Below are 15,001 nucleotides of genomic sequence, written 5' to 3'. Positions count from 1 at the left end.
ATATATAACTTTCATTTAAATATATTCAAAATCTTTATTATATAATTAATAATGTTTATAATAAAAAAATTACTAAGATATAAAAAACAGAATTATTCTAATCTTATTATCTCTTAGTAATTATATATTAAAAAACAGTTAATATATTTAACAAAGTAACTTTATATACTCATTCCTTAAGTATGTATTAATTATTTAGCAACTGCTACATGTATCTTTTTTTCTAGTTTAATGCAAAGATTCAAATTATATGTTACTTGTTTTTCATAATGTTTAAAGTTATATAATTTAAATATCTCTAAGGCCTCTATATAACATTTTTTTGACTTTTCTATACTCTCACTACTGTTATCAACCTCAGAAAGTGAAAAATATGCAGCACCTAAGTTTAGCTTAGTAATAGCATAATCTATAGGCAAACCTTCTTTAGTACGTATTTTTAATGCATTATTAAATGACTCAATAGCTTTCAAAACATTATTTTTCTTATCCTTACTTTCTGACAACTGAAAATAAGCTGCACCAAGATTAGCTTCAGTTGTTGCATAATCAATAGGTGTTTCATCAATAGTTCTAATTTTTAAAGCTAATTTAAGAGCTTCAATCGCTTTATTAATATTTGTACTTGAATCTTTAATCTTAGATAAATAATTATATGCATTTCCAATACTATTTTGGGTTGAAGCAAAATCTAATGGATATAGTTTAATACTTCTTACTTTTAAAGCTTCATTTAAACATTTAATAGATTCTTCTAAACAAGACTCTTTATCAGCTACATACTTAGATAACTCCATATATGCCACTCCTTGATTGTGTTTAGCTTGTGCATAACTAATAGAATACTTATCTATTGTAAAAACTTTTAATGCTTCCTTGCTAGAATTTATTGATTCTAATAGATATTCATATTTATCATCACCTTCATATAATCTTAGATATAATGTACCTAAGTTTATATTACAAATTGCATAATCTAAAGGATACTTTATAATACTTCTAACTCTTAATGATTCGTTATATGCAACTTTAGCATTATTTAAATTTTTATCTTTATCTATCAACCTAGAAAGTTTTTCATAAGCTATTCCAAGATTATTTTGTATTGAGCCATACTTAACTGGATCATTATCTATAGTTATAATTTTTAATGCTTCTAAATACGAATTTATAGCTATATATATATTAAATTCTTTGCCATCAATATCATAAGCTATTTGATAAGCAATTCCAAGATTATTTTTAGTGGAACAAAATTCAATAGGACATCTTTCAATTGTATAATACTCCAAAGCCTTTTCAAGATATTTTTTAGATTTACTTATATTTATTATAGTATCTTTGACTTCTGACAAACTCAAATATGCTACACCCAAATTATGACATGTTGCTGCATATTCAATTGGATATTTAGTAATAGTATAGTAGTCTAAACTAGTTTTAAAACACTCTATAGCTTTATTTAAATAAACTTCAGTGTTCTCTAGTTTGGAAAGTCCTAAATATACAAGCCCTAATGAGTGACTATTTGCAATATGTTCAGATAAAGTTATATCTGTCATATCTACACTCATTGCATCAGAATACATACTTAATGCTTTTAGTAAATTTTCTTCTTTTTCTCTTATTTCAGATAGCCTAAGATATGTTAATCCAAGATTATTTAAAGCAGAAATAAATTTTTTATTATTTTTATCTGAATATACTGTTATCGCATCGATTAATGCTTGCTCGGCTTTATTAAGATTTTCTTCTTTATCAGTTGCCTCTGATAGTCTGATGTAAGTGCAACCAATACTATTTTTGGTATATGTATAAATATCTGGATCAGATTCACTCGAAATTTTTTTCAAGACATTTTTATATTGATTTAACGCTTCCTTATAATTTTTTTTTTCGTAAAGACCATTTGCCTCTTTTAATATATCAACAGAATTATTAACCTCATTAATTGGAGAAGTAAAATTTATAGTATTATTTATAGTATTATTTCTTCCACTTATCTTACCATTATAAATCCCCTCATTGTTCTGTAAATTATCTATATTTTTTTCTTTCTTATGTATAAATAGATACTTTATTATCTTATAAGTAACGCCTATAACTGTAAGTCCTATTCCAGAAAATATCCACTCCTTTTGCTCTATTATATAATTTATAACATTGTCCATATTTCCATTCCTTTCAAACTAAAATCTACATTTATATAATATTTATTAAAAATAAACTTTTTATAGTATATTTATATGTTTATTAATAAGCTTGTTCTAATCTCATTAAATAAAGGTTAATATCAACTTAACTTTTATTTAATTAAATCTTCTTAGTAAATTCCACATATAAATTCTCTGGAACCTTATTATGAAGTTCTATCTCAACTGTTATTGGTTTCTCCCCTTCATACTTAACTACATCACCTTTTCCTATATAGATATAAGGCTGTACCTTTCTATCTATCTCCTTATACTTTCTAACGAAAAGATGTAGGTTAATTCCTCTTTCCTTATTGAATATTATGTTTTTTCCTCTTTCAGATGTTTGTGCTGTACTATTTGGTGTTTCCCATTGGAACAAGGTTCTACTTAGGAATTCATCCTTATAGTTAATGCTATCCTTTATATCTTCATCCTTATGCAAGTCTACAAAAAGGAAGTACTCTTTTCCATTTGCCATTAATCCACTTCCTCTAAAGGAACTATGTTTTTTCTCATAATTAGATAGAATTGCAGCATCTACCATTTGATATTGCTCATATAGTTTAAAGAATGGTACTCCAAAGTTTTCACTACCAAATCTCTTCTCATAAGTTATAAGTCCATAATTTAATAAATCCACTATTATTTCCTTATACTTTTTATCTGCCAATATCTTTTCAAAACTTAATAGTTTTATTAATTTCTCTCCAATTAGATCAAATAACTTAATATAATTGTTCTTTTCTCTTGAATCATAATAATCTTGGTTTAATGTTCTAAAAGCATGTTTAACTGTCTCTTCATCTACATATTGAATATACTTTCTTATTCCCTTTGAAGCCTCATCCACACTTAACTCACTTTTATTTATTAATTCCTTTATTATTGCAAATTCATGAGGTCTTTTTAAAGGTAATTTATCTGATAATTCCTTTAACACTTTAGCAAAATTTTCATCTAAAAGCTCTGGAGTTTCATAAGCTTTTTCTACCTTCTTAAGAAATCCTTGATAAGTCTTTCCATAGTTAATAAACTTAAGTGGATCTGGAGCTCCATCAAACTTAACATAATCCATTAACTGATATGGAATTTTTCCACCTAGTAAAGATTTAAACTCATTATATTCTTCATTTAAATACTTTAAGCTATTGAAATTCTCTGTATTAAGCTGCTGTAATATTCTCTCCTGTGCAATTCTATCCATCTGAATATTTGAACATCCTGGAATATCAGAAAAGTCTGTAGCAACTGAAACCTTTAAACTATCCTTATCATAATATCTACCACCCTTTAAGGCTAAGGCTATTAAAAAGGCCTTGTTATGATTTCCTATAAAATCTAAAACAGTTAAAAATTCTTTGCTTTTATGCTTTCTTAATCCTCTTCCAAGCTGTTGTATAAATATGATTGGTGAATTAGTAGGTCTAAGCATTAGCACCTGATTAATTGAAGGAATATCAACACCTTCATTAAATATATCAACTGTAAATATAACCTTTAATTCATGTTCCTCATTTTCAAGATTTTTTATCTCTTCTGTTCTCTTATCTATGGAATGATCTCCAGTTAAAGCTATACTAGGAATTCCAGCTTCATTAAACTTCTCTGCCATGTAGTAAGCATGTTCCTTAGTTATACAAAATCCCACTGTTTTTTGCTTGCTTCCATCAAAGCCATAGAAATTCATCTTGTCTATAATAAAATCAACTCTTGAGTTAATCATTAACCTCTTAGAAATCTCTGAAATATTGTCTAAATCAACATTGCTATAGTCAACTGAATCTATATCAGTTATTCCAAAGTAATGAAATGGAACAATAAGTTCATGCTCCAAAGCCTCATTTAATCTAATCTCTAAAGCTACATTGTTATCAAAGACCTGAAAAATATCTCCAGTATCACATCTCTCAGGAGTTGCAGTTATACCAAGTAAAAACTTAGTAGTAAAATGATTTAATATTCTCTCATATGTAGGGCTTGTACTATGATGCGCCTCATCTATAACTATGTAGTCAAAATCATCCCTCTTAAACTCTTCTAAATTTCTAGACATAGTTTGAATAGTAGAAAATAAATAATCAGCTTCCTGTTCCTTTGCATTCCCTGTGTAAAATCCCATGGTTATATTTTTGTTCTTACATAAACTTTTATAAGTTCTCTCAGCACTTCTTAAAATATCTTCCCTATGAACTAAGAATAATAACCTTTTAGGATTAAATGCCATAACATCAAAGGCTGACATATAAGTCTTTCCTGTTCCAGTTGCTGCAATGACTAAAGCCTTATCCTCTCCAGTATTTCTTAATCTTTCAAGGTTTTCCATAGCTTCTTTTTGCATGAAATTAGGCTTTATAACTTGATACTCACTAAAATCAACAGCTATTTCTCTCTGTTTCACTTTAAGGCTTTTAATAAACTCATTGTATTTCTCTAAAAACTCATCATCAACATATCCAGTTGAATTCCATATGCCATCATATTCTTCTAGTACTTCCTTAACAAAATCAGTATCCTTCTTAGAAATAATCATAACATTCCACTCAACATTGCTCTTTAAAGCCCTTTGAGTTATGTTAGATGAACCAATTATAATCTTAAAATTATCCTCATTTTCAAATATGTACGCCTTAGTGTGAAACCCCTTCTCACTATCAGCAATAAAAATCTTTAAATCTATATTCTCAAAACTTCTTACCTTATCTAAAGCCTTTGGCTCAGTAAAGTTTAAATATGTAGAAGTTATTATCTTTCCTTTAACTCCTCTTTCCTCTAAATCCTTAAAAGAATCTAAAAGAAGTTGAAGCCCACTAAAATTAATAAAGGCAACACTAAAATAAAAACTCTTACACTCACTTAGACTTTGCTTAAGTTCCGCTAAAAGATTTCCTCTTTGTGAATTAACAATAAGTCTGTTCTTAATAAGATATTTATCTTCATTGATGCCTTTATAATTTATTTCATCTGCTTCTATTTCATTATGTATAACTTTTTCCTTTATATCCTGTAATACGCTCATTCTAATGCTCCTAATTTAATAATATATAAATATATTTAACCTAGTAAATATCAATTATTCTAATAAAAACTTACCTCAATAAACACTTTCTATATTTGTATTTACTGTTTTATTTTAGCATTAAAACAATTTTATTTCCATTTAATAGTTAGTAATTATTAAACTATTTTATAACTAATAAATTCTCTAATTTTATCTCTTTTTAATTTAATCTCTAAGATTTTTATAACTATCCAAATAATACTTTTTGTAATGTTCCCATTTTCTTCTTTATTTATATAGGATAAAATTATATATAGACAATATATAGGTGAGGTTTTGACTATGGATTTTAAAAATATATGTTTAAAGAATTTAAATGAAAGAGATATACATCCTTTTCTTGTAAGGTACTTAGCAAAAAAATTAAATGTATACTCCAAAACAATATATCATGAATCATCGACTAAAGGTAATAAAGGTAAAAATGAATGGTTGCATCCAGATGTAGTTGGATTTAATCTTCCTGTTGAAAATTTGAGTGAGAAAGTTTTAGAGTTATGTGGCAATTTTTCAATAAATAGAGCAACAGTGTATTCTTTTGAACTAAAAAAGACTATTACTTTAGAATCATTAAGAGAACAGTTCTTCCAAGCAGTATCAAATTCAAGTTGGGCTAATGAAGGATACTTGGTAGGTGTAGATATTGATGTTAAAAATTTAGAACTAATACAAGAAATAAACCGATTATCAAGTGCCTTTGGCATAGGTGTTATAAAGCTAAACTTAAATAACTGTGAAGAAAGTGAAATATTATTTCCCGCTAAAAGAAAATCTGAACTAGAAGGCGAAACAATGAATAGACTTTTCACTATTAATAATGACTTTAGAGATTTTGTACAAGCTGTACTAGATAGCATAAAGATTAATCATCCTGTCGCTGATAAGTTCGATACTGTTTTACCTAAATCTGGTTTAAAAGAAATAATTGAAACTGCCATATCACCAATTAATAATAATAGTTATGCTGATATTGATAACTCTAATAACACAACCATAAAAAATACCTATTTAGGTTTAGATAACATCTTTACTGGCCAATCTCCAATTGAACTATGTATAGGAGATACTAAATTTCAAGTAAACAATTGGAAGGATTTATATATACAGACTTGTAACTACTTAATCGACTTAGATCCAAACCTTTTTATTTCCGCCGCTGAAAAAGTAAGAGGCAAAAAAAGAATGTACTTTAGCAAAAATAAAAGTGATGTATTTAAAGCACATTTATTAGAAAAAGTAGGTCTATATGCTGAAGTTAATTTTAGTGCAAATGCTATAATAAGAACTATTAGACATTTATTAAAAGATTTTAAAACTGATGAGAGCTCCGTGTTAATTCTTGTTGAAAATAATTAATACAAACTAATAAAAAAGATAGAAAGTCTATACCTTCTATCTTTTTTATTATTGTCTTTTAAAACTATTTTTTCTTTCTATAAACTCTTATTTTCTCATTAACTTCTTTATGAGATGACACTACCCCCTTAGATTCCAAATCATCTAAAAATTCAATAATAACATCATCTAATTCCAATTCAAAATAACCATTAAAGCCTAAAAACTCTTTATATTTATCATCTATATCTTTTAGTTTATTTTTTATTTCACTTACTTCTAAGTTGTCCATATCCTTAATAAGTTTCTTTATCTTTTCTAATTTTATTGATTCTTTTAATCTGAAAAATTCATCATCATCTACATCAGAAATTAATTCTTCTATTATATTATAATTTTTATTAAGTTCTAAATTTTCAAAGCCCAATTCTTTTATTATAGATACTTTATTATCTGTAGTTATTTTATCTGATGTTAATATTATACCAATTTCTCCTTCTTCTAACTCATAAAGATTTACATCTTTTATATAATCATCTATACAATTAAGTATTAATTTAATTGCATTTTTTCTATTAATTTGATTATATATAGATTCTGATAGACCAATCATTTTTTTATCTATTAAAAATGATATTCTATTTTCCGGTATGCTTTCTAAATCTAAATCAATAAAAGGCCTTTCAAATGATTTAACTAAAGATGATAAACTATTTTCAGATAACTTCATATTTAAAATTATAGCAGTCACTAACTCTTCGCCCTTTGTTTCATCTTCTTCGTAACCTAGTTTTTCTTCAGATAATTTTTTAACAACTTTTTTATTATCAAGAAAACCTATTAAAATATCATCTAAATTTTTATCATCTAATTTTCCATAATAACTAACTATATTTCTCCAATTAAATTCAACAACTCTGTTTTCCATCAAATATTTCCAATATATAGTATTATTCACATTATCTATATACTGTATTTTAAAATTCCTTTTTTTTATTAATTTTATTATATTTTCCTCTTTTGCACTCGAAGCATTTATTAAACTAATTATCTTATCGCCTTCTTCAGAAACATTATTTTCACTCAAAAGAACATTTTCTAAATATATATTAATATTTTTATTAATATATTCAATTATATTTTTCATCCCTGAATTCATTATATTTGAATAGCTAATTAAATTATTTTCGTTGTTACTCCCTCTATAAATTTCTTCATTAAAATCATTATAAAATTTTTCATTGAATAAAAATCTTAACATATTTTTATTTATACAATATAAATTCTTAGTATAGATATGCTCAACGACTTTACTACTTCTATCATTTTCACTTTTAGAATTTTCTAACCTTTCAAATTTTATATTTAAAGCATTAATTATATTAATTATTTTCTCAGGTATTTCATTAACTATATCCATATTTATAAAGTCTACTCTTCTAAGTAAATATTTTTTTATATCTGAAGCAATATTTTCTAAAAGAGTTTCTTCACATACGCCTTTTAATATACTATTAAAATTTCTTTCTCTGCTTATTTCATCAATTTTTTCATTAAAACATAACTCATAAAATATTTTTGGATTTAACTCAATACATCTTAAAATAAATATATTAAAACTTTTTAAATCACGATCCCTTAAAGCGTACAGGACCTTTAACTTAAAATCATCTAACTCTTTAAACTGTTCTAATATATTTCTAGCATTTATCTTATAGTCTTCAAAATTTTCAAAAATGAACTTTAATATATCCAAATTTAAAACACATTCATTTCTAAAATCATCTAAACTTATTTCATCAATAACTTCTTTTATATTCTTTAAAGAATAATCTAAATCTAATTTTTTATCACATGTAACTTCTTTTAAAAAATATTTTTCTTCTTTTGTTATTTTACCTTCTATAAAAATAGATATTAAATCATTATATTTTTCATCTATATAAGCTCTTCTAAAAAATAAAAGTAATATATCATTTCCTTCGAAATTATCTTTATATAATTCAATTTTAAAATTTTCTAAAAATAACTTGTCCTCTAATAAATATTTTAATGGCATTAAATTTAATCTATTTTTTTTATAACTTAATTCTTTAATTTCATTTTCTAAATTTTCAATTCTCTCTTTACAAGATAATCCATTAATATTTTTAATAGTGTTAAATCTTTCAAAAAAATTCCTCTTACTTCCATATACAGTAGCAAAATCCTCATTATTTATTGTCTTCCTAGTATTATATCTATACCCATCTTCAATAATTTCTATTTTTTCAATTTTTTCAATATTTTCTATTTGTTCCATTGTCAAATCTTCCAAATTTATATCACTATTATTATATGCAACACTAATTATTTTTTTATTATTCCAAGCATTAGAATAAACCTCTATTAATTCATCAAAAGAATTTAAACATTCCTTTTCAGTATTTATTTTTTCTTTCTTTTTTCTTTCTATTGATTTATCTATTGAATTCAAGCGTTCTTCTATAATATCCCTTTTCTTATTAATAACATTGTTGATATAACTTTCATTATTTTTAAGTTTAGCAAAATCCGAAGGATATAAGTTTTTATAAAGAATTATTGCAAATAATTTTTGAAACATTTCTTCTGTCTTTGCAATTTTTATTTTTTCATAATAGATTAAAAACTCATTAAAAGTATTGGTTAACAATCTCATATCATCTATAAATATTGATACATCATTTATAAATTGCTTACTTATTTTTATTTTATCTTCATCAATTTTATCCTCATTATATTCATCTATTAACTTCTTTAACTCCCCAAATGAGTTATTAGAATCAATCTTAGGTATTACTGGTATTATGTAATCAAAAAATTTCGTTCTATTTTTACAACAGTTAAAATCCTCATTTTGATTTTTTTTATCTTTTTCATTACAACATGAAAATATATCATCTTTTATAGCATAAACAAATTTAATTTTTCTTTTTATCATTAGCTTATTTGTGTTTATCTCTTCTGATTCATTAATTATATTATTTAGCTCCCTCAACCTAGTGAATATTTCTATATTATTGAATCTATCTAAGTCTTCAAAGAATACTACATTGTATTTATTTTTTTTAAAGAAATACATTATTTCATCTATATATTTATCAAATGACTTTATATCACTTTGAGCTTCTAAATTTAACTCAACACTTTTACTAGCTTTTATACTTTTTATACTAAAACTATTTAAAATAAACTTAATTAAAAAAACTAAGAAAATTAAACTTATTAGACATACTCCACCAATTATAAAAATAAATTGAATCTCAGTAGGATTAATAGAAAATTGATTTTGTAAAAATGTTAAAATTATTTCTTTGCATTCAACATATTTTTCACTTAGCCATTTAACATTAAATAAAATAATTGGAATCATTGCTATTATAGCTATCAATAAAATTTTAGAAACTTTTAATATTGTAAATTCATTGATTCTTTTAAATCTAGAATTAGGTATCTTACTATAATTTACTTTATAAAATAGTTGTTTTAATATACTTCTCTCCAATTGATCTTGTAGACTATCAATTTTATCTTTTTTACTATCCTTTTCAGCTCCTATACTCTCATTATTTTGTTTCTCTAAGAAATTCGCTAAAGATATATTTATACATTTAAATTCTTCGTAGTGTTTCTTAAAGCTTTCAATCACACTACTCTTACCAGCACCATAAGGTCCTGATAATGCTATGTTTAACGCTTTTTTATTTTTTATAGCTTCTAACAAAGTCCTTATATAAATATCATCCTTAGGCAAATCATCATTAGGAGATAATACCTTGATATTGTTCTCCTTTTCTTTTTCTATAAAATTCAATTTTAAACGCTTAAAAAAAACTCTCATTTAATATATGAATCTTCAAATATAAAATTTAAAGACTATTTACCTCCTTAATCTTAAATTACTTACCTTGTTATATTAACATATATTGATTAAAAATGTATTGAATTCCATATATTCTACTAAAGCTATCTAACTAATATTTACAAATTCAAAATTACTATAAAAAAAGAATGAGTTAAGCTCTAATTTAACTTATCAACTCATTCTAAATTTATCTTACCTAAATTTCTCTAACCTCAAATTTCCCTCTTCATCTAATTCACTAATTCCATCCTTATATTCATATCCCATCTTTCTATAGAACTCACATGCTGTAATTGATGCAGGTATCTCAATCCTTCTTGCTCTCAAAAAGTACTCATCATTTTCTAATGTTTCTATTATTTTTCTACCTATACCTTTTCCATGTAATTCTGGTTTAACAAATATAGTTAATAGAATACTCTCATCTTCTTTACCCCAGAAGCTTGATATTGCACCTACTCCAACAACTTCTTCTTCTACACAAACAACATACATATGTGCATATCCACTAACAAACAAAACTTTATCTTCATTATAAGTTTTTGCTAGTTCCTCCATCTCCTCTTTAGAATAGTCTTTATGTTAAATTCTAAAGAGTTTCTTCTTACTAATTCTGATACCTTTGCTGCATCTTCATTTTTAAACCTTCTTATACATAAATTCTCCATTTTACCCTTCCCCTTATATCTATCCTATTTTTCATTAATACCAAAATAGGAAATTAAATTTTGCGCCTTTTTTCTTCTAGCTTCTTTCTGTGTTTTCATAAGCTTTAACACTCTTCTCTTTAACCCTATTATTATCATAATAAGCTTTTACATAGTTCTTTTATTCATTTACTTCTGTCTTCCATTTCTAAAAGTTTAATAATCCTTCTTTAGTCTTTTCATAACTACTCAAATCAACACTTCTCATTAAAATATCTTTATTATCATATCCCTTAATATTCCAAAGAACATCACTATTCTCTTCTTCCCTAGGATAAAGCAACACGCACTTCTCACATTCCTTATAGCTAGTTATGTATGCATACATCTGATACACATCAGCTTGGCTATAATTTTCCTTTCCGTTCCTTGTTCCTCTTTTCCACTTTGTATCTATTATAATCTTAGGAACTCCTTCCTTATATATAACTATATCTGGCTTTAAGGATATTTCTTCTTTATTTCTTTTCTGATTATATAAAAGATGTTTTGATTTTTCTTGAGTACTTACAATTACATCTTTCTCTTCACACATTATCTCTTTTAAAACCACACCTATATATTCTTCATAAAGGTAGTTCATTTCAAATAATAATGTAAATCCAAAGTCTTTTCCTTTTGAGTTGTCTCCAATACTTCCATTTAGTATCATCTTGGCAAGTTCAAAGGAATTTTTAAATCTTTCGTTTCTTCTATTTAATTTATATCTATTAAGATTATGCTTCTCTATAAATTCATCACTTACATCTTCAAAACTTCTCTCTAAAATCCTTAAGTTACTTTTTAATCTTTCATTTTTAATTTCTCTTAAAAGAAAATATAAAGCTCTTTTAAGAATCCTATTAAAGAAATTATCCTCTGTAAATTCATCATAAGCACAATAGGCTTTACTTTTATTAAATCTGTTCACCTTAGAATGTTTAGTTACTAAAAGCTTTCCCTTTATGTTTCCTATGGAATTCTCCACAGAAACATATTCATTATAAGTTCCTTTTTGAAGTTCTTTTGAAAGCTCCCTATAAAATATCTCCCCTATAATATCTATAAGAGTTTTGTTTATACTATTGCTTTCCATAAACTCCTCAGCTCTTATGTTAAGCTTTTTGCATTTACTTAGCATAAATATAAGCATACTTCTATCCTGAGAATAATCTCCTGAAAGAGATATTTTAGGCAATATTTCTATTACTAAGTTATCTAAGGCTATAATCCCTACATAGTTTATAAATTTTAACTTTCTATATCCAAAGACCACTAATTGAGTGCTTAAATTCTCTTCTATATATTTTGATAAACTTTGAAACTCTCTTTCTGTTACATTGTTTTCTTCTTCTCCAATATAAAGGTAATTAAAGCCCTCTCTTAAGGTTATATACTTTTTACTCATAAATATTTTTAATCATATCCTTGGTGATTTCTTTATTAACAACAAAGTTTTCCTTTGTTCCTAAATCAGAGATATTATTAAACCCTTTGAATAAATCATCAGCTTTAATGCTTTCCTTATAAACTATGCATTTATTGTTTTCCTTATCATCAATTCCACCTAGAACCATACCAACTTTTTCATTATCTCCATAGAAATACTCTTGAAGAAGTGGTATTATCTTCTTTGTCATAGTATCAATAAGTTCTTCTAAAGTATTTATTCTAACAAAGTAAGCATGTCCTATTAAATGATCTCTATCAAGTAAAAATTCAACTCTCTTATTTATTTCCTCTAAAAGTTTACTAATGTCTATTTCATCAATCTCTTCTAAATCTTCATAAGAAGGCATCATCTCTTCAAAGCTAAACCTTCTTCTTAATGCAACATCTATTTGAGCAATAGATTTATCTGAAGTATTCATTGTTCCAATTATATAAAGATTACTTGGAAGGGCAAACTGTTCCTTAGTATATGGAAGACTTACAGTTACATGATTTGTTGTTCCAATTCTCTTATCCTCTTCTAAAAGAGTTATAAGTTCTCCAAAGACTTTAGATATGTTTCCTCTATTTATCTCATCTATAATAAGAACATATTTTTTATTATCTCTAAAAGCATCTTCCCTATTTATATTATCTAGAACAACCTTCTTTTTCTCTTCATAGTCTAGCTCTTCTCCACCTTGAGATTCCTTCTTTAAATCTCTCTTTAAAGCATCATAAGAAGCTCTTAAGGCTATTTTTTTCAAAACTCCATCCTCAGTTATAAAGTTTCCATTTCCATCAGACTTAAGACCTTCAACAAATTCCTCATATCCATAGCTTTGGTGAAAAGTACAAAACTCTATTTGTCCACTTTCAACTAACTGCTTATATCTATTTAATATCTTTTCTCTAGAATCACTTATCTCACTATAGAAATCCTTATCTATAATCTCAAGAGCCTTGTTTATAACATTATAAGTTTTTCCTGTTCCTGGAGGCCCATATAGTATGAAGTTCTTAGTTGATTCATCTAAACTTTCATTTTTATCAGAACCTATGTATTCTATTTCTTCTCCTGCATCACCTTCAGTTTTTTCTCCATTTAAAGCTCTATTAATCATTTCTAGAAGTTTCTTGTCGGCTACTTTTTCTATAGGTCTAAGATAGTTTATTCCCTCAATTTCTACAGGTTTATAATCTAAAAACTCAACATTTATACAATGACCAAGTTCTTCATCAAAATCATATCCTTCTCTTACATCTTCTAAAACCTTAGCTACAGCGTCAACTCTGTAAACTGTTGTCTTACCCTTTTCTCCTCTTGTAAATGAAGATTTTAAAAATATAATATCTCCTGTTTTTATATTGCTAAACTTTTTTAAAGACCTTCTTTCATTATCATTAGCCCCTATTGAGGATAAATATTCATCTAAAGCTTTGCTATCACCAATAACATCCTCTAAGTTCTCCTTAATATATCCTATGCAGACTTTTGATTTTTCCTTAAACTTTTCTAAAACATCTTGTCCACTATAACTATGTCCTAAAGACCAATAAGTAGGTTTTTTATTTGGATCTGGAATTTTTGAATATAAATATCCTGTAAGCTCTACATTATCAAAATCCTTAAACTCTGGAATCTTCTTTAAGCTTTTAGTTATAATAGCATTTAACTCAAAAACATTATCTATATTTCCTTTGACTCCAATTATCTTTCCAAGTTCCACAAGTTTATCCTTAGAATATATATCTAAAAATTTATCTGGAATATATATAGCTAGTATTTTTAAAAGCATAGTCTTAAAAATTGGAATATTAAGTTCTTCAATTTCATCAAACTTATCCTCTTTAGCAAGCTCTATTGCCTTCTTAATATTGCTCATCAATTTCTTATATTCATTATCAAGTTCAATACCCTCTACATATCTCTTCTTCTTTCCAGCACCTATACAATATTTCCCTGTACTATCCATATAAATATAAGACTTACTTGCATTTCCTCCGCCTATTCCTCCTCCAACTTTTTTTCCTCTCTCTAATTCATAAACGAAAGCCTTATCATAGGTTTCTGGATAATTATCCTTCTGTACAATATATCTCTTTATATCCATCTTATCCAAATCATCTAACTTAAACTCTTCTTTAAACCATTCTTTCCCCTCTTTTAACTTAGTAAAATAATCTCTCTTCAACTCAAAAGTATCCACATCATTTATAAGCTCTTGTAAATTCATATAACCACTCCTTACCACTTAACTTTACATAATATTTTATTTATTAAATTAACCTATATGTTAAATATACCCCTCTTAAAACACACTTACAATATTTAACTAAATGTTAACCACCAACTATTTTCATATAAAAAACAGTAGGTAGTCTTGTTTTTCCACAAAACTATCTACTG

Annotated in this window: 8 protein-coding genes; 1 reads left to right on the top strand and 7 read right to left on the bottom strand. The window is 25.9% G+C overall.

What is annotated here, in order from left to right; genetic code table 11:
- Positions 1 to 191: 191 nt before the first annotated feature.
- Together AC2A4K_RS06180 and AC2A4K_RS06175 are read right to left on the bottom strand one after the other, a co-directional pair.
- Positions 192 to 2,171, bottom strand: a complete 1,980-nt coding sequence (locus tag AC2A4K_RS06180; protein ID WP_322503839.1) for a tetratricopeptide repeat protein — start codon at positions 2,169 to 2,171, stop codon at positions 192 to 194.
- Positions 2,172 to 2,313: 142 nt separating this feature from the next.
- On the bottom strand, positions 2,314 to 5,211 hold the full coding sequence (locus AC2A4K_RS06175; RefSeq protein WP_322503840.1) for a DEAD/DEAH box helicase: 2,898 nt from the start codon (positions 5,209 to 5,211) through the stop codon (positions 2,314 to 2,316).
- A gap of 324 nt (positions 5,212 to 5,535) precedes the next feature.
- On the opposite strand from AC2A4K_RS06175, the gene AC2A4K_RS06170 reads away from it, so the two are divergent.
- Positions 5,536 to 6,609 carry a hypothetical protein gene (locus AC2A4K_RS06170; RefSeq protein WP_322503841.1) on the top strand — a complete coding sequence of 358 codons (1,074 nt, stop codon included), beginning with the start codon at positions 5,536 to 5,538 and terminating at the stop codon, positions 6,607 to 6,609.
- Between the two features lie 64 nt (positions 6,610 to 6,673).
- Here the strand turns inward: AC2A4K_RS06170 and AC2A4K_RS06165 are convergent, their stop codons facing one another.
- The 5 genes from AC2A4K_RS06165 to AC2A4K_RS06145 all read right to left on the bottom strand — a co-directional run bounded on the left by AC2A4K_RS06165 (position 6,674) and on the right by AC2A4K_RS06145 (position 14,828).
- Positions 6,674 to 10,423, bottom strand: a complete 3,750-nt coding sequence (locus AC2A4K_RS06165; RefSeq protein WP_322503842.1) for a YobI family P-loop NTPase — start codon at positions 10,421 to 10,423, stop codon at positions 6,674 to 6,676.
- A 243-nt stretch (positions 10,424 to 10,666) separates the two neighbouring features.
- Entirely contained in the window at positions 10,667 to 11,032 is a 366-nt protein-coding gene (locus tag AC2A4K_RS06160) for a GNAT family N-acetyltransferase (protein ID WP_322503843.1), read from the bottom strand.
- Positions 11,020 to 11,142: a hypothetical protein gene (locus AC2A4K_RS06155; protein WP_322503844.1), complete on the bottom strand. Its 123-nt coding sequence runs from the start codon at positions 11,140 to 11,142 to the stop codon at positions 11,020 to 11,022. Before AC2A4K_RS06155 ends, AC2A4K_RS06160 begins: the two co-directional genes overlap by 13 nt.
- 187 nt (positions 11,143 to 11,329) lie before the next feature.
- Entirely contained in the window at positions 11,330 to 12,568 is a 1,239-nt protein-coding gene (locus AC2A4K_RS06150) for an McrC family protein (protein ID WP_322503845.1), read from the bottom strand.
- Positions 12,561 to 14,828, bottom strand: coding sequence for an McrB family protein (locus tag AC2A4K_RS06145; RefSeq protein WP_322503846.1), 2,268 nt, complete (start codon positions 14,826 to 14,828; stop codon positions 12,561 to 12,563). The genes AC2A4K_RS06150 and AC2A4K_RS06145 overlap by 8 nt, the downstream gene beginning before the upstream one ends.
- Between the last annotated feature and the right edge of the window lie 173 nt (positions 14,829 to 15,001).

This window comes from Clostridium sp. LIBA-8841 (assembly GCF_057782475.1).
Note: the sequence above shows the minus strand (reverse complement) of the source record. Positions and strands in the feature narration are given on the sequence as shown.